Raw genomic sequence first — 14,775 nt, 5'->3', positions numbered from 1 at the left:
CGTCCAGTGGCGGTCACGCCTCGAAGGCGGCCACGAAGCCCTCGGCCGCCAGCAGGTCGGACACTTGGTCCTCGGTCGGCGCGGCCGGGTCCGGTTGCCGGGGGGAGGCGGGGAACACCGCCAGCCAGGCGCTGGCGGCGAGCAGTTCGCCGCCGTCGTACGTGTCGGGCCGGGCGCTCGCCCGGTCGAGCGCCTGCCTGCTGCCGACCAGCCGGCGCAGTGCGGCGGCGAGGTCGAGGTCGGGGAAGAAGAGCACCGAGATCCTCAGCCGGAAGCTGCGGGACGGCGCGGCCGGGTCGAACGGCGGCGGTTCGGTGTAGTGCAACCGGTAGAGGCGTGCCGAGTCGGCCTGGAGCTCCTGGTAGTCGGCCGCGCCGGTCAGGCGCAGGAGTTCCTCCAGTCCGGGACGGCCGAACTTCGCGATGAAGTCCTCCTCCGACACGTGGGCGACGGTCTCGGAACCGATCGCTTCGAGCGCGCCGGCCGTCGGCGCCACCTGCACCGGCACGACGGTGTCCAGGCACAGGTCGATCCAGTGCGCCGGTCTGCTGGTGGGGATCTCCAGGCCGGCCCGTGTCTGTTCGGGGGCCGGCAGTATCTTCTCCCAGCTGCCCCGGACCGCCAGCGGCACGGTGACGGGTACTTGGTAGTGCCGAGCCGTCACCACGGGTTTCCTCGTGGAGCGGACCTCCATGACGCCCGGCTCGTAGACCGCCGCCAGGAGTGCCCTGAGCCGGGACTGTCCGGTGTCGTCGGCCGGCACCAGAAGCTCCTCCACTTTGACCGGATCCAAATACCTGATCATGAGCCGGTCGACGAAGCCACTCATTTCCTGCTTTCCACGTGCCGGGCACGGGTGTTTGCCGAGCGTGTCGCGCGTGCGGAGCGGGACACGGCTCCGGGGACGCCTCTTGGGCGGCCGGGCGACGGTGGCCGCCGCCTCCGAGGCTCGTCGGCAGGTGCCCCGGACGCTTCGCGCTTCGGTCCACGGGGCGGGTGCCTGCCTCTCCTCGCAGGCTACGCCGTCGGTGGGGGAACGGCATCTCGGCTCCGCGCCCGTCCGGACGGCCGCGGGGGCGGCCCGGCCGCCGGGCGATGGTGCACCCGTCAACCACCGGGCAGGGCCCGCGTGATGCGCGGTCGCCGTGCGCGGGGGCGCCGTGTGCGCGGTCGCCGTGTGCGCGGTCGCCGTGTGCGCGGTCGCCGTGCGCGGGGGCGCCGTGCGCGGGGGCGCCGTGCGCGGGGGCGCCGTGCGCGGGGGCGCCGTGCGCGGGGGCGCCGTGCGCGGGGGCGCCGTGCGCGGGGGCGGTGCGGCGCCGCACGCGGTCGGCCCGTTCGAAGGGTCACCGCCGCTGCCGGTCCCCCGCCGCCTGGCCGGTGGTCTGCCGCTCCCTGTCCTGGACACGGCGGAGGCAGGAGGTGGCGACGACGAAGGGCCATACGGACTGGACGGTGGTGACGACGCGTTCCGCGACGCCGATGGCACCGTGACGGTGCATCTCGATCAGGAACCATGCCCCGCCGAGGGCCATCAGGGCGGTCGCCGTGAAGGAGGTCGCGGGCCGCAGGGCCCACGGGGCGGCGCCGCCGGAGGAGGCCAGCACCGGCCACACCGCCAGGAGGGCGAACCCGACTGCGGCCACTGTTCCATGGCGCAGGGAACCTCCGCTGCTCGGCGCGGGGAGCAGGGCCACCATCCACGTCGCCACGCCGCCGGCGCCCAGGGTCACGCGTCCGGCGGTCGCGGCCGCCCGCAGCCCCCAGGCGGTCAGCAGGTGGCAGGCGCCCAGAGCGAGCAGCGCCCCGGTCATCACCCAGAAGCCCGGTGTTCCGTACGCCGCCAGGACGCTGATCGTCTGGGTGAGAGGGTCGTAGTCCGGCCCTTCCAGCGACGCCGCGGTCGTCCAGCCGCCGATGAGCAGGACGGGCGCGCACCCCGACGAGAGCAGGACCCATCTGGGAACAAGCTGCATCGGACGACCATAAAGCGCCTCTTTCCGCCTCCGGCGCATACACCCGGGTGCGCCGCGTGCCGAAGGCGCCGGGGGTCCCGGCGGCGGGCGCGGCCGCCGGTCACCGCACTGCGCGGCCTCGTTCGCCCAGGAGCCGGCCCATCCGCTTGACCGCCCGCAGGCCCGTGAGCCGGCGCACCACGCGTACGCCGGGGAGCCGCTCGGCCGGCATCGTCGCGAAGGGGTGCACGTCCGCCAGGGACGGCAGCCACGCCGGGACGGTCAGGTCGGCCTCGCCGACGCAGGTGGCGACCAGGCGGGTCTCGGGCCGGGCGGCCGGCGCGCGGGCGGTCTCGTCGAGCCGGGCGGCGGGGACGCGCAGGGCGGCGGGGACGCGCAGGGCGAGGAAGACCGGCACCGGTCAGCCTGCCGCCTCCCAGGCGACATCGCAGCGGACGGCGACCCGCCCGGTGCCGAGGAGCCGGCGCAGCCGGCGCAGCGTGGGCTCGCTGACGGCGGCGGCGAGCGCCGCGTACGAGGCGCGGCCGTCGGCCGACAGCCGTGCCCAGCGCCGTGCGGCGGTGGTGGGGCTGATGCCGAGGACGTCGCCGAGCACGTTCCACGGAACGCGCGGGCTGATCTGCGGTGCGTGCAGCAGCTGAAGATCGGTCTCGGACACGGTGACGGATTCCGTCGAGGGCGACGTACCAGGTGACGGATATCGGCCGGATCGGCGCGGGTTGCGGGGACATGACGCACGGTGGTCCGCACTCCCGGTGTCCCACCGCCGTGTCGTCCTCCGTTCACCCCCTCGTCCGCGCATGTCCAGGGGCCCGTATGACCGTGTCCCCGCCGCCGGCGAAGGCGGCCACCGGGCCGGGTGCCGCCCCGGCCCGTATCGGTGCCGTCGTCGGTTTCATGGCCTTCGTCGAGCTGACCAGCGGCGTCTTCCAGGGTTTCGTGCCGCCGCTGCTGCCGTCGATCGCCTCGCTGCACCATGTGCCGACGGGAGACATCGCGCTGGTGACGAGTCTTCAGCTGCTCGCCGCGGCGGTGTGCGTGCCGGTGCTGACCAAGCTTGGTGACACGTACGGGCACCGGCGGATGCTGCGCCTGGCGCTCGCGGTGGTGGTGCTCGGCTCGCTGCTGGAGGCGTGGGCTCCGTCGTACGAACTCCTGCTGCTGGGGCGGTTGTCGACCGGGCCGTTGTCGGCGTGGCTGCCGCTGGAGACCGCCATCACGCGGGACAAGGTGCAGGGCGAGACGGGCCGGCGGGCCATCGGGCTGCTCGTCGGCTGTCCGACCGGTGGTGTCGCGCTCGGTTCGCTGCTCGCGGGTCCGGCCGAGGACCTGCTCGGCGGGGTGCGTCCGGCCCTGCTCGTCCTGGCGGTGCTCGCCGCGCCGGCGCTGGGCTGCGCGGTGTTCCTGATCCCGGAGACGTCCGTGCGGGCCGCGCGGCGCATCGACGCGGCCGGTTCGCGGGCCTCGCGGTGGCGCTGCTGCTGCTCCAGTACGGGCTGTCGCAGACGGCGAAGCCGGGCCGGGGTTCGCCGGCCGTCCTCGGCTGTCTGCTCGGCGGGGCCGTCGTCCTGGCGGCGTGGGCGTGGTGGGAGCTGCGCACCGAGCAGCCGGCGGTGGATCTGCGGGTCATCGGGGACCGCTCGATGTGGCCGGTGCAGCTCACGGCGATGCTGTTCGCGATCTCCCTGTCCGGCTCCCAGTCCCCCGACTCGACGTTCCTGGCGGCGGACCCGGAGCGGACGGGGTACGGCTTCGGCCTGGACACCACCGGCATCGCGCTGATCACGCTGCCCAGCCAGATCGCCTCGGTGACCGGCGCCGCGCTGCACTCCCGGCTCGCCGCGCGCGCCGGGCCGCACCGCACCATCGCCACGGGTGCGGCGCTGCTCGCCGTCGGGTACGGGGCGCTGTGCGTCGCGCACGGCGGCCCCGCGTCGTTCGCGGTGACCGTCACCCTCGTCGGGTGCGGCGTGGGCCTGATGTCCGGCGGCTTCCCCTCGCTGGTCGCCGAGCGCGCGCCCGCCGACCGGGCCGGGATCGCGGCGGGCGTCTACGACACCCTGCGCACCCTGGCGGGCGGCATCGCCGGCGGCCTGTTCGCCGTGGTGCTCAGCAGTAGTGTGCTGCTCGCCGGCTCGCCGCTGCCGTCGGCCGGGGCCTACCGCGTGGTGTGGCTGGCGTGTGCGGTGCCGGGCCTGGCCGCGGCGGGGCTCGTGCTGTTCGCGCGGCGGCGCACCGCGGACTGACCCGGTCCCGGCCTCCCTCGACTCTTCGCGCACGCACCACTGGAAAGGAAGTCCGCCATGCCGGCCCGGCCGACCACACCCCCGCCCTCGTTCCGCGACCGCGCCGAGGCGCTCGCCCCCGAACCGACCGCGCTGGGCCGCCGGGTCGTCGAGGACCTGTACGGGCGGGACGGCTGGTTCACCGCCGAGCACCCGATCATGGCGTCGGAGGACTTCTCCCGGGTCACGGCGGTGGCGCCCGGCGTCCAGCTCGGCCTGTCCGCCCGCCCGGCGGACGTGGGCGAGGCGACGGCGCCGTTCAACCATTCCCCGTACTCGGTCTTCGACGACGCCGCGCCGCCGAGGGGCGCCGCCGTGCTCGCGGAGATGGCGGCGCGGCGGCTCGCGGCCCCCACCGCGTAGCCGGCCGGCGGCTGGGCAGACCCGGTGACCGGAACCCGGTGCGCGGTGAGCCCGCCGCCGGTACCGGTCCCGGCGGGTTAGGGATGAGGAATGAGACCCAGCATGCCGCGCCGCCGGCACCGCCCGGCAGCGCTCCTCACGCCGCTCCTGTCCCTGTCCCTGGCCGCCCTGGCCCTGGCGCCGGGCCTGATCCCGCACCCGCCCGCGGGCGGTACTCCCGCGGGGACGGCCCGCCCCCTCCGCTCACCGGACCCGCGGGACCCCGCCGCCCCGGCCCTCACACCGGAGCGGTTGCGGCGGGAGGCGGCGGCCGCGCTGGCGACGACGCGGGCGGTGGGCCTGCACGTACAGGTGCGGGACGGGCGGCGCACCGTCGCGGCCGGCGCGGGCGAGGCCGCCCTGGGCACCGGCCGGCCGGTGCCGGACGGTGCGCGGTTCCGGGCCGCGAGCGTCACGAAGTCGTTCGTGGCCGTGACCGTGCTGCAGCTGGCCGCCGAAGGACGGCTGTCCCTCGACGACACGGTGGAGCACTGGCTTCCCGGCCTGGTCACCGGTCACGGCAACGACGGCGGCCGCATCACCGTCAGACACCTTTTGCAGCACACCAGTGGCCTGTACGACTACGACACCACGGAGTTCACCGGAAAGACGGCCGCGGCCTTCGAGCGCAGGAGGTTCCTTTCCGTCGATCCCCGCCGGATCGTCGCCGCCGCTCTGCGGCACCCCCCAAAGTTCCCGCCCGCCGCCCCCGGTGACCCGAGGCCGCGCTGGAGCTACTCCAACACCGGCTACTTCCTCCTGGGCCACATCGTCGAGAAGGCCACGGGACGCCCCTGGGCCGAGGAGGTGCGCGACCGGACCGTCCGCCCGCTGGGCCTCACCGGCACGCGCCTGCCCGGCGGCGATCCGTACCTGCCGAGGCCGCACGCGCACACCTACCACCGGTTCGCCGGGGAGCGCGGCTGGACCGACACCACCGTCCGCAGCATGCTGTGGGCCGGCCCGGCCGGGGCGCTGGTCTCCACCTCGCACGACCTGGACCGGTTCTTCACGGCTCTGCTCGACGGCAGGCTGCTGCCGCCCCGGCAGCTCGCCGCGATGCGCACGACCGTCCCCGTCAACGAGGAGCACGAGCAGTTCACGCCCGGGATGCAGTACGGCCTGGGTCTGATGCGGCAGCCCCTGCCGTGCGGCGGCAGCCGCTGGGGCCACCACGGCGACCTCGAGGGCACCTTCGTCAGGACGGGCTTCACCGACGGCGGACGGCGCTCCGTCGTCGTCACGGTCAACGGCAGGACCACCGACGACCGGCAGCTCCTCGTCGTCGAGAAGGCCCTGCAAGGGCTCATCGACCGGGCGCTGTGCGGGCGCTGACCGCGCCCGGGACGGAGGGCAGCAGGTCGGCGGCGCGCACCCGGGACAGATGGATCAGGAGGTCGTACGAGCGGGCCGGCGCGATGTCGTACGTCTCCCGGTCCTCCGGATAGGAGGTGCCGACGCTGCGCATGGGGCGGGCCGTGGCCAGCCAGCGGCGGGCCGCGTCCGGCACGGTCCGCAGGTCCAGGAAGTAGCGGTCGTGGCGCACTTGGTCCAGGACGTGCTCGTTGCTGCCGGGTCCCAGCGGCCCGACCGTGTGGGTGAGCATCTCCCGCTCCTGCGGATCGGTGGCCTTGAACGAGCCCCGCCCGAACGTGAACCCGAGGCTCACGTAACGGCCGCCGAGCCGGTCGCGCAGGTACGCCCCCTGTGTCCGGGGAAGGACCTGCGGGTCCTCGGGCTCGTAGCCGACGTGGTTGTTGTGGCCCGAGAGCAGGATCTTGTGCCCGGTGTGCTCACGCCACCAGACGACGTTGTCCGCCATGGCTTCGTCCCGGTACCGCATGGCCTCGGCGACCTGCCGGGGGTCCTCGAAGTCGAAGGAGTACCCCTTGGCCGTCTGGTCGATCACCGTGGCGTGGCGCAGCACCCAGGCGAACGCCTCCCGGCCGGTCCCGCCGCGTGGCGCGAGCGAGGTCAGCAGGGCCAGGGCGCGCGCGGTCCGGGAGGCCATCTCCTGCCGCTCGGCCGGCGGCCGGGTCAGGTACGTCCGCTGGTGGACGCCGGAGGGAGTGGTCGGCCGCAGCCCCCGGTACAGCTCGTCGAAGCGCGGGGAGAGCTCCGGGTGGGTCCTGGCGACCCAGTCGGTCACCCGGTCGTACGTCTCCGGTCCGGTGTAGCCGTAGTCGTCCCCCATGAACCGGACCGGGTCCTGCGGGTGCCGGCGGTTGTGGGCGCGCATCCACTCCACCAGCGCCAGATATTCGGCGGCGTTGTGGAGCGCGTAGGTGTAGTGGAACTCCTCCCGCATGATGCGCCGCGGGTCCCCCTCGCCGCGCAGGACGTAGGCGTCGAGGCGGGCGGCCGTGCTCCACGCCGTCTCCAGGGCGAAGGTGCGGAAACCCCGCTGCCGCACCAGGTACCGGAAGACCCGGTGCTTCGTGGTGAGGAACTCGTGGGAGCCGTGCGTGGCCTCGCCCATCCCCACCACCGACGCCTCCCCGACGGCCTCGCCGACCGGGTGCAGATCGCTCGGGTCCGCGCCGGGCCCGGTCGCGCGCAGGGGGTGCGCGGCGTGTTCCAGGACCGGCACGATCCGCTCGTCCGGTGCCCCGGAGTCCGCGGGGGCCGCGAGTGCCGTGAGGGCAAGCGTGACGACGGACGACAGCAGGACGAGGACCGGCGACGGGCGCGGACGCAGGATCGGCATACCCGCACCTCTTCCCGAAGGACGGCAGCCACGCCGGGCCCGGCCCTGAGATTCATCCGTTCGGCCTACGGCATGCTCAGGTCCGTACGGAGGCGCGGGCCGCCTACCGGTTCGGTGAACTCCTCGCTCCACGCGTTCAGTTGTGGTTCATCGCATCGTCGTCGGGGCCTTCTAGGTTCGCCCTGCCCTTGATCGATCATCACCATCGTCACAGGGGCATCACCCGGAAGGAGACCCCCGTGCCCGTAGCCAGATCCGCCGCCCGCATCGGCGTCGCCGCGGCCGTCGCCGCCGCGGCGCTGCTCACCCAGGCCACGTCGCCCGCTCTGGCCGCCGCCGACTTCGACGTCACGGCGACCGTGGAGACGACGCCCGTCGGGCACGGCGGCGACGCCGCCGACGACCCGGCGATCTGGGTCGACCCGGACGACCCCGCCCGGTCCGTGGTCATCGGCACCGACAAGCAGGGCGCCCTGGAGGTCTACGACCTCTCCGGCGCCCGTCTGCAGCGCATCGGCGGCGACCACGGCAACAACGTCGACCTGCGCGGCGACATCGTCGTCTCCGCGGACGACGAGGCGGAGGGCGGCGACGGCGCCCTGCACGTCTACCGCATCGACCCCTCCACGCGGCAGCTCGAGCACCTGGCGGACGTCCCCACCGAGGTCACCGCCCACGGTGTCTGCATGTACCGGTCGCCGTCCACGGGCAAGCTCTACGCCTACCCCAACTCCACCTCCGGCCGCCTGGAGCAATGGGAGATCGCGGTCAGCGGCGACACCGTCAAGGCCACCTCGGTCCGGCTGTTCGACGCGGGCGGCGCGGTCGAGGGCTGCTACGCCGACGAGCGCACCGGCAAGCTGTACCTCGGCGAGGAGGACACCGGCGTCTGGGTGTACGGCGCCGAGCCGTCCGCGGGCACCACCCGCACTCGGCTCGACACCACCGGATCCGCCGGGCACCTCACCGCCGACGTCGAGGGCATCACCGCGGCCGGCGACCACCTGTTCGTCTCCTCGCAGGGCAGCGACGACTACACCGCCTACGACCGCTCCTCCGGCGCCTATCTCGGCCGGTTCTCGGTGGTGAACGGCACGGCGGCCGACGACTGCGAGGACACCGACGGCATCGACGCCACCGCGTCGGCCCTCGGCACCGCCTTCCCGCAGGGCATGTTCGTGTGCCAGGACGGCGCGAACTCGACGCCCGGCAGCAGCGGCAACCAGAACTTCAAGTTCGTCCCGCTCCAGCGGATCACCGCCGCCCTGGGCTGAACGGGGCCGCCCACGCCCGCGGGAAAGGGGGGAGCCGCCCCTCCGCGAGCCCTTGTCCTCGCCGGCCGGCAGGCCACCACTCGACGAGACGGCTCGGCGTCCCGCCCGTACCCCGTGCGGCACAGGCCGGCGGCCGACGGCCCCACCCGAAAGCGCGTCCCACGGTGTTCCCGCGGACGGTGACGGTTGCGGACGGTGACGGTTGCGGCCGGGGCCGCTGCCGTTCCCGGCGGGAGTCCGCCGCCGGCGTCGACGGACCGCTCGTACCGGGCCCTCACCGTGCCCGCAGCGCGAAGGGGTGGCGTCCGGGCCGGCTCCGCATACGCTCCGGCCGCGTGGCCGACGCGTGCTTCCGGCATCCGCGGCTCGCCTGCTGGACATCGGCTGCGGGACAGGCGTCTTCGCGCTCCCGCCGGCCGCACCCGGGATCGAGGCCGGCGGCACCGGTCCCGCCCGGGTGTCCATCGGCATGGCCCGGGCCGAACCCGGTGGTGAGCGCGCGCTGGATCTGAGAGTCCGCCGCGGACGGGCAGGTGCCGTTCCCGGATGCGACGCCGCGTTTCCGGGAACGGCAGGAGACCGAGGCGGATCCGGCCGCCCGGGGTTCCTGGTGGAGGGCGTTCGCGACGCGCCCGGCCGGGCCCGGGATGCGTCTTCCTCGCACGGCGTCCCGGGGGCGGCCACGTCCGAGACCGGTGCCTCACGCGTCACGGGCACCGGCCCGGTCCGGCCTTCGGACCGCCGGTTTCCGATCCGGCCGCCGGGCCGCCGGGCGCCGGTCTCCGGCGGGGAGCACCGTGGCGCAGACCACGCTCCCCGCCGGATTACGCGGGGGAAAGACCAGGGAAGCCATAGGGCGCCCATGATCGATTCGAAGGGAGCCCTCGTGACGCTCGTAGCGCCTCCCCCCATACCCAGGGCCGCGGGATCGCTTCCGCTGCTGGGCCACGCGGTACAGCTCATGCGCGACAACCTCGGCTTCATCGCCTCGCTGAGGCGCGACTACGGCCCGCTGGTCGAGATCACCCTCCAGCCGGGCACCCGCACCGTCATCGTCCAGGACCCCGAGCTCATCCGCACCATGCTCGTCGACCTCGGTCCCGGCCTGGACAAGGGCCGTTTCTTCGAGAAGATGGGCCAATTGCTCGGCGACTCCGTCGTCACCGCCGCCGGGCAGGACCACGTCCGCAAACGCCGCCAGCTCCAGCCCGCCTTCGCCCGCGCGGAGATCGCCCGCTACGTCGACATCATGCGCGACGAGGTCACCGCGGCCGTCGACGGCTGGAGACCCGGCCAGACCCTCGACGTACGGGAGGCGATGGTCAAACTCTCCCTCGACATGCTCGCCAAGACGGTGTTCGCCGGCAGTCTCGACGACGCCACCTTCCGCCGTCTGCGGCGCGACCTGTCGGTCGTGATGAACGGCGTCGGCGCCCGCATCATGCTGCCCGACTGGGCCGAGAAGCTGCCCCTGCCCGTCAACCGCCGCTTCGACCGGGCCCGGAACGCGGTACGCGCCACCATCCAGCGGGCCGTCGACGAGCTCCAGGCCTCCGGGCACGACACCGGCGACATGCTCTCCCTGCTGCTGCGCGCCACGGACGAGAAGACGGGCCGGCCGCTGACCGGGCACCAGATCTGCTCCGAGATCCTCACCCTGGCCGTGGCCGGCACCGAGACCACCGCCTCCGTCCTCTCCTGGATCCTGTACGAACTCGCCCGCCACCCCGGGATCGAGGCGCGCGTCCTGGCCGAACTCGACGAGGTCCTGGGCGACAGGCCGGTCGCCTTCGAGGACGTCACCCGGCTCCCGTACCTGCGGCGTGTCATCGACGAGACGCTGCGGCTGCACCACACCGGCTGGCTCGTCACCCGGCGGGCCGTCACCGACACGCGCCTCGGCCCCTGGACCCTGCCCGCCGGCACCGAACTCGCGTACTGCCAGCACGCCCTCCACCGCGACCCCGCCCTGTTCCCCCGCCCGGAGGTCTTCGACCCCGACCGCTGGCTGGACAGCGAACAGCCGCCTCCCTCCGGGGCGTTCCTCCCCTTCGGCGCGGGCAAGCACAAGTGCATCGGCGACCGGTTCGCGCTGACCGAACTGGTCACCGCCGTCGCGACGATCGTCCGCCGGGTACGGCTCGGCCTGCGGGGGCAGTCCGTGCGCCCGGTGGCCCGGGCCACGGTACGTCCCCGGACTCTGCTGATGACCGTACGGCCCCGGAAGGAGGCGGCCGGCCGCGCCGTCACGCCCACGGTGGGCTGACCCGGGGAACGGCTTCCCGGCCGCGCCCGGACCGTGCGGTCTCCGCGGCCGGCCGGGAACGCCCCGGCCAGGGGTTCCCCACCACTTGACAACACGTTGACTTGACCCAGTCTTTACTGTTGTCTGTGCATGCACAGTCCGCGTGACCTGGGGGGTCGTCCCGAATGAACCGCATCAGCCGCTCCGTCGCCTCCGCGCTCGTCGCGAGCGGCCTCGTCCTCGGCCTCGGCGCCTGCTCCGACATCGCCGACGAGGCCACCAAGCAGGTCGAGGAAGAGGTGAACAAGGAGGTCGACAAGCAGATCAGCGAGGAGTACCAGGTCACGTACGAGGTGACCGGCGACAAGGTCGACTCGATCGAGTACAACGCGGGCGGTGGCGACGCGGCCGATCCCAAGCTGGAGTCGGTGCAGAACCCCACGCTGCCGTGGAAGAAGACGGTGACGCTGCGCGGCATCGAGGCGCCGACCGTCATGCCGGTGGCCGTGGACCTCACCGACGACTCCGGAAAGCTCTCCTGCAAGATCGTGTACAAGGGCAAGGCCATCGCCGAGAAGTCCGGCGCGGGCGCGGTCCAGGTCGCCGGCTGCGTCGCCGTCTCGCCGATCGTCGGCTGATCCGGACGTGCGGGCGGCGCATCGGCCGGCCGGCGCCCGCACCACGCTCCGCCGTTCGCATCGTCCCCTTCGCCGGGGCCGGTGCGACGGTGCGGTGCCGGCCGGGAGCGCGTGCGGGGCGCGTCTGCGTCCGGCACCCGGGCGACGCGCCGGTTCCCGGTGTCCGCCGCGTCAGCCGGCCTGCACGGGCCAGTTGAGGATCCGCTTGGGCCGCGGTGGCGCGTAGGTGCGCACCTTGGACGTGGACAGCCCGAGGCGGACGAGGGACTCGGCGATCGTGACGGCGGCGGTCACCCCGTCGACGACGGGCACCCCGGTACGTTCTCCCACGCGTTCGGCAAGGCCCGACATGCCCCCGCAGCCCAGGCAGACGACCTCCGCCCGGTCCTCCCGGACGGCCCGTACGGCCTGTTCGGCGATGGCGTCCACGGCCGCTTCCTCGTTCTGCTCCAGCGCGAGGACGGGGAGTCCGCTGGCGCGGACCGAGGCGCAGCGTGCGCTCAGCCCGGCCGTGTGAAGGCGCTCCTCGATCAGCGGGACCGTGCGGTCGAGGGTCGTGACGACGGAGTAGCTGCGGCCGAGGAACCGGGCGGTGCTCGCGGCGGCCTCGGTGATGTCGACGACCGGGACGTCGAGCAGTTCCTGGAGCCCTTCCCGGCCGTGTTCGCCGTACCCGGCCTGGATGACGGCGTCGAACGGTTCCGGGTGGGTGCGGACGGCCTCCATCACGGCGACGGCGGCGAGGTAGCTCTCGTAGTTGCCCTCGACGGATTCCGCGCCGAAGGGCGGGGTGAGGGGGACGATCTCGGTGCCCGGCGACGCGGCGCCGGCCGCCTGCTCGCCGATCGAGTCGGTCATGGACTGCGTGGTGTTGACGTTGACGACGAGGATGCGCATGGCTCTGCTTTCTGCTGGATGGGTCATTCCGCGGCGACGGCGATGGACTCGCCGTCCACGTCCCGCATCGGCACGGTGCGGTCGGCGATGACCGTGTACAGCGCGGCGGCCAGGAGGGCGCCGACGAACCAGGAGAAGCCGGCCGCGGCGTGGAAGGCGGGCACGAGGGCCACGACGACGGCGATCGCCGCGCTGGGGACGAAGGCGGCGACGGCCCGCGGGTTGCAGCCGCGGCGGTAGTGGTACTCCCCCTGCGCGTCCTCGGTGTAGAGGTCGAGGACGTTCACCCGGGACTTCCGCAGCAGCCAGTAGTCCGCCATGATCACGCCGAAGAGGGGTCCGAGCAGGGCGCCGAGCCCGCCGAGGAAGTAGTTGACCACGACCGGGCTGTTGTAGAGGTTCCAGGGCGTGATGACGAGCCCGAGGACCGCGCTCACCAGGCCGGCGCGGCGGAAGTTCAGCCGGCGGGGGAAGAGGTCGACCAGGGCGTAGATCGGGGCCACGAAGTTGGCCAGCAGGTTCACGGCCACCGTCAGGGCGATGAGCGCGAGTGAGGCCGTGGCCAGCAGGGCCATGTTGGGGATGGTCCGGACGATGTCCGTGGGGCTGGTGATGACCTGGCCGTCCAGTTTGAACTGGGCCCCGCTGAGGACGGCCACGATGACGGCGAAGAAGAGCATGTTCACCGGGATGCCGATGACGTTGCCGCGGACGATGGAGGCGCGGCTTTTGGCGGAGCGGGTGAAGTCGCAGAAGTTGAGGACGAACGTCCCGTAGATCACCACCCACAGCGCGGCGGCCTGGAAGATCTGCAGCCACATCTCGCCGCCGGTGAACGGGTCGTCGACGGACAGGGAGATGGAGCCGTCCGCGCGGAAGAACATCCAGGCCGCGAGGGCGCACATGGTGATCAGGGTGGTGGGTGCGGCGAAGGCCATGTACCGCCGGATCATCTGCATGCCGTAGCTGACGATGAGCACCTGGAGGCCCCACAGGGTCATGAAGGTGATCCAGTCGAGCGTCGACTGGCCGAGCAGGGAGCCGGTGTCCAGGCGGCCCAGCTCCGGGAACATCGCCACGAGGAGGGTGCCGAGCACGGAGGCGGCGAGGTAGGTCTGGATACCGAACCAGGCGATGGCGACGATGCCGCGGACGCCGGCCGGTACTTTCGCCCCGTTGACGCCGAACGCGACACGGCTCATGACGGGAAAAGGAACACCCGTCTTGTACCCCATGAAGCCGGACAGGGTCAGCAGGAGGAAAAGAAGGACGGAGGCGAGTGCGAAGGCCGTCAGGATGCCCCATACGTTGAGCCCCAGCGCGAAGAGGCCGATGGCGAACGCATAGTTTCCCAGACTGTGTACGTCGTTGGCCCAGAGCGTGAAGACGTTGTAGGCACCCCAGCGGCGTCCTTCTTTCTTCGTCGGGGCGAGATCGTACGTGTACAGGCCGGAACTGGCGGAATTGCTGGTTTCCACGGACGACCGGTCATCCACGGCAGTCATGAGGGCTCCGGGAGGGGGAGGCGGGAACTTCAGGGGATTCCACGAAATGGAAGTTAACTTCCGCTGAAGAGAACGTAGTTTTCGCCTACAGCACCGTCAAGGGGTGCGCGGTGACGAGTTGGAAGTCCCGCCAGGGACGTGGATGAAGTGCGGAAACAGCGTGGTGACACCGTGGAAGCAGCACTTGCCGCCGGCCTTGGCGGCGAACGGCCGGATACCCCGCGAGGAAAGAGCGAAACATCGATTCCAGCCGATGGGGAGCCACCCGGTCCAGCCTGCCCGGCGGCCGTCGAAAACATTCGTCCGGGCCGCAGGAAACTCCGGCGGCGAGGTTCCCGAGCGAGTATGTCGCGCGCCGCCGAGCGCGCCACTCGAAGGGAACGGCGGCACGGAAATCCTGCCCCTCCGCCGCCCCGGGGAATCCGGGGCGGAAACTCCGCGGAGGCGCACCTCGCCCGAAATCGCAGGGTGGAGTTTCCGACGGAAAAGCGTGCGGATCCCTTTCCCCTGCCCGTTCGGATTCCTCACCTGCCGCCACCCTGCGCCGGGCGCTGGAATCGGCACTCCGGCCAAGGCCGTGGTGCACGCCGAGGCCGCGACGACGGGAGGACTCTTCGGCTTTCCAGGCACCTCACAGGATCATCCGACCGCTTGGCCGAGATGGTATACCAAGTGGGCGGCAGGTTGAAGAGGTCCGATGGAGGCGCCGTCGGCAGAGGCGTTGATCCGGGTGGTGTCGGGCGATGAACCCGGTGCCGCGCCTCGGTCTCGGCCTGCGGTGCCGCCGGGCCGTCTTCCCGGGGCCGGGACCGTGCTCGGTCCCCTGGCGCGCGATGGCGCGTCCGACGC

Annotated in this window: 13 protein-coding genes and 1 pseudogene; 7 read left to right on the top strand and 7 right to left on the bottom strand. The window is 73.0% G+C overall.

Going from position 1 to position 14,775, the window contains the following annotated elements; all coding sequences use genetic code 11:
* Positions 1-13 precede the first annotated feature (13 nt).
* The 4 genes from ABZ340_RS15790 to ABZ340_RS15775 all read right to left on the bottom strand — a co-directional run bounded on the left by ABZ340_RS15790 (position 14) and on the right by ABZ340_RS15775 (position 2,631).
* On the bottom strand, positions 14-829 hold the full coding sequence (locus ABZ340_RS15790; RefSeq protein ID WP_358782345.1) for a hypothetical protein: 816 nt from the start codon (positions 827-829) through the stop codon (positions 14-16).
* Positions 830-1,343: 514 nt separating this feature from the next.
* Positions 1,344-1,973, bottom strand: a complete 630-nt coding sequence (locus tag ABZ340_RS15785; RefSeq protein WP_358782344.1) for a DUF998 domain-containing protein — start codon at positions 1,971-1,973, stop codon at positions 1,344-1,346.
* Positions 1,974-2,073: 100 nt separating this feature from the next.
* Positions 2,074-2,370 (bottom strand): hypothetical protein, encoded by a 297-nt coding sequence (locus ABZ340_RS15780; RefSeq protein ID WP_358782343.1) that lies wholly within the window; start codon positions 2,368-2,370, stop codon positions 2,074-2,076.
* A 3-nt stretch (positions 2,371-2,373) separates the two neighbouring features.
* Positions 2,374-2,631, bottom strand: coding sequence for an AsnC family protein (locus ABZ340_RS15775; protein ID WP_358782342.1), 258 nt, complete (start codon positions 2,629-2,631; stop codon positions 2,374-2,376).
* Between the two features lie 71 nt (positions 2,632-2,702).
* Between ABZ340_RS15775 and ABZ340_RS15770 the strand changes: the two are divergent.
* The 4 genes and pseudogenes from ABZ340_RS15770 to ABZ340_RS15755 form a co-directional block, all read left to right on the top strand.
* Positions 2,703-3,368: pseudogene (locus ABZ340_RS15770) on the top strand (MFS transporter); the annotation flags it as partial.
* A 74-nt stretch (positions 3,369-3,442) separates the two neighbouring features.
* The gene (locus ABZ340_RS15765; protein ID WP_358782341.1) at positions 3,443-4,219 is read left to right on the top strand and encodes an MFS transporter; all 777 of its coding nucleotides are present in this window, start codon (positions 3,443-3,445) and stop codon (positions 4,217-4,219) included.
* A 57-nt stretch (positions 4,220-4,276) separates the two neighbouring features.
* A complete protein-coding gene (locus ABZ340_RS15760; protein WP_358782340.1) occupies positions 4,277-4,621 on the top strand; it encodes a hypothetical protein in 345 nt (114 codons plus the stop codon).
* 90 nt (positions 4,622-4,711) lie between these two features.
* The gene (locus ABZ340_RS15755) at positions 4,712-5,995 is read left to right on the top strand and encodes a serine hydrolase domain-containing protein (RefSeq protein WP_358782339.1); all 1,284 of its coding nucleotides are present in this window, start codon (positions 4,712-4,714) and stop codon (positions 5,993-5,995) included.
* Here the strand turns inward: ABZ340_RS15755 and ABZ340_RS15750 are convergent.
* On the bottom strand, positions 5,967-7,367 hold the full coding sequence (locus ABZ340_RS15750) for an erythromycin esterase family protein (RefSeq protein ID WP_358782338.1): 1,401 nt from the start codon (positions 7,365-7,367) through the stop codon (positions 5,967-5,969). The genes ABZ340_RS15755 and ABZ340_RS15750 overlap by 29 nt on opposite strands.
* Before the next feature lie 239 nt (positions 7,368-7,606).
* On the opposite strand from ABZ340_RS15750, the gene ABZ340_RS15745 reads away from it, so the two are divergent.
* The 3 genes from ABZ340_RS15745 to ABZ340_RS15735 all read left to right on the top strand — a co-directional run bounded on the left by ABZ340_RS15745 (position 7,607) and on the right by ABZ340_RS15735 (position 11,524).
* Positions 7,607-8,641, top strand: coding sequence for a phytase (locus ABZ340_RS15745; RefSeq protein ID WP_358782337.1), 1,035 nt, complete (start codon positions 7,607-7,609; stop codon positions 8,639-8,641).
* An 862-nt stretch (positions 8,642-9,503) separates the two neighbouring features.
* A complete protein-coding gene (locus ABZ340_RS15740) occupies positions 9,504-10,907 on the top strand; it encodes a cytochrome P450 (RefSeq protein ID WP_358782336.1) in 1,404 nt (467 codons plus the stop codon).
* A gap of 164 nt (positions 10,908-11,071) precedes the next feature.
* A complete protein-coding gene (locus ABZ340_RS15735; RefSeq protein ID WP_358782335.1) occupies positions 11,072-11,524 on the top strand; it encodes an MmpS family transport accessory protein in 453 nt (150 codons plus the stop codon).
* A gap of 171 nt (positions 11,525-11,695) precedes the next feature.
* On the opposite strand, the gene ABZ340_RS15730 is transcribed toward ABZ340_RS15735, so the two are convergent.
* Both ABZ340_RS15730 and ABZ340_RS15725 read right to left on the bottom strand, forming a co-directional pair.
* Positions 11,696-12,421, bottom strand: a complete 726-nt coding sequence (locus ABZ340_RS15730) for an aspartate/glutamate racemase family protein (RefSeq protein WP_358782334.1) — start codon at positions 12,419-12,421, stop codon at positions 11,696-11,698.
* 23 nt (positions 12,422-12,444) lie between these two features.
* Positions 12,445-13,926 carry an NCS1 family nucleobase:cation symporter-1 gene (locus ABZ340_RS15725; protein ID WP_358782333.1) on the bottom strand — a complete coding sequence of 494 codons (1,482 nt, stop codon included), beginning with the start codon at positions 13,924-13,926 and terminating at the stop codon, positions 12,445-12,447.
* Positions 13,927-14,775: the final 849 nt, after the last annotated feature.

The organism is Streptomyces sp. NPDC006134 (assembly GCF_040628835.1).
In the GTDB taxonomy this organism is placed as follows: domain Bacteria; phylum Actinomycetota; class Actinomycetes; order Streptomycetales; family Streptomycetaceae; genus Streptomyces.
This window is presented reverse-complemented; position numbering and strand designations above follow the sequence as displayed.

What these genes read in the sequence shown, in the direction of transcription:
- ABZ340_RS15730 (WP_358782334.1), bottom strand. Translation starts at nt 12,421, where the DNA reads ATGCGCATCCTCGTCGTCAACGTCAACACCACGCAGTCCATGACCGAC.
- ABZ340_RS15760 (WP_358782340.1), top strand. Translation starts at nt 4,277, where the DNA reads ATGCCGGCCCGGCCGACCACACCCCCGCCCTCGTTCCGCGACCGCGCC.
- ABZ340_RS15790 (WP_358782345.1), bottom strand. Translation starts at nt 829, where the DNA reads ATGAGTGGCTTCGTCGACCGGCTCATGATCAGGTATTTGGATCCGGTC.
- ABZ340_RS15750 (WP_358782338.1), bottom strand. Translation starts at nt 7,367, where the DNA reads ATGCCGATCCTGCGTCCGCGCCCGTCGCCGGTCCTCGTCCTGCTGTCG.
- ABZ340_RS15785 (WP_358782344.1), bottom strand. Translation starts at nt 1,973, where the DNA reads ATGCAGCTTGTTCCCAGATGGGTCCTGCTCTCGTCGGGGTGCGCGCCC.
- ABZ340_RS15740 (WP_358782336.1), top strand. Translation starts at nt 9,504, where the DNA reads ATGATCGATTCGAAGGGAGCCCTCGTGACGCTCGTAGCGCCTCCCCCC.
- ABZ340_RS15755 (WP_358782339.1), top strand. Translation starts at nt 4,712, where the DNA reads ATGAGACCCAGCATGCCGCGCCGCCGGCACCGCCCGGCAGCGCTCCTC.
- ABZ340_RS15725 (WP_358782333.1), bottom strand. Translation starts at nt 13,926, where the DNA reads ATGACTGCCGTGGATGACCGGTCGTCCGTGGAAACCAGCAATTCCGCC.
- ABZ340_RS15735 (WP_358782335.1), top strand. Translation starts at nt 11,072, where the DNA reads ATGAACCGCATCAGCCGCTCCGTCGCCTCCGCGCTCGTCGCGAGCGGC.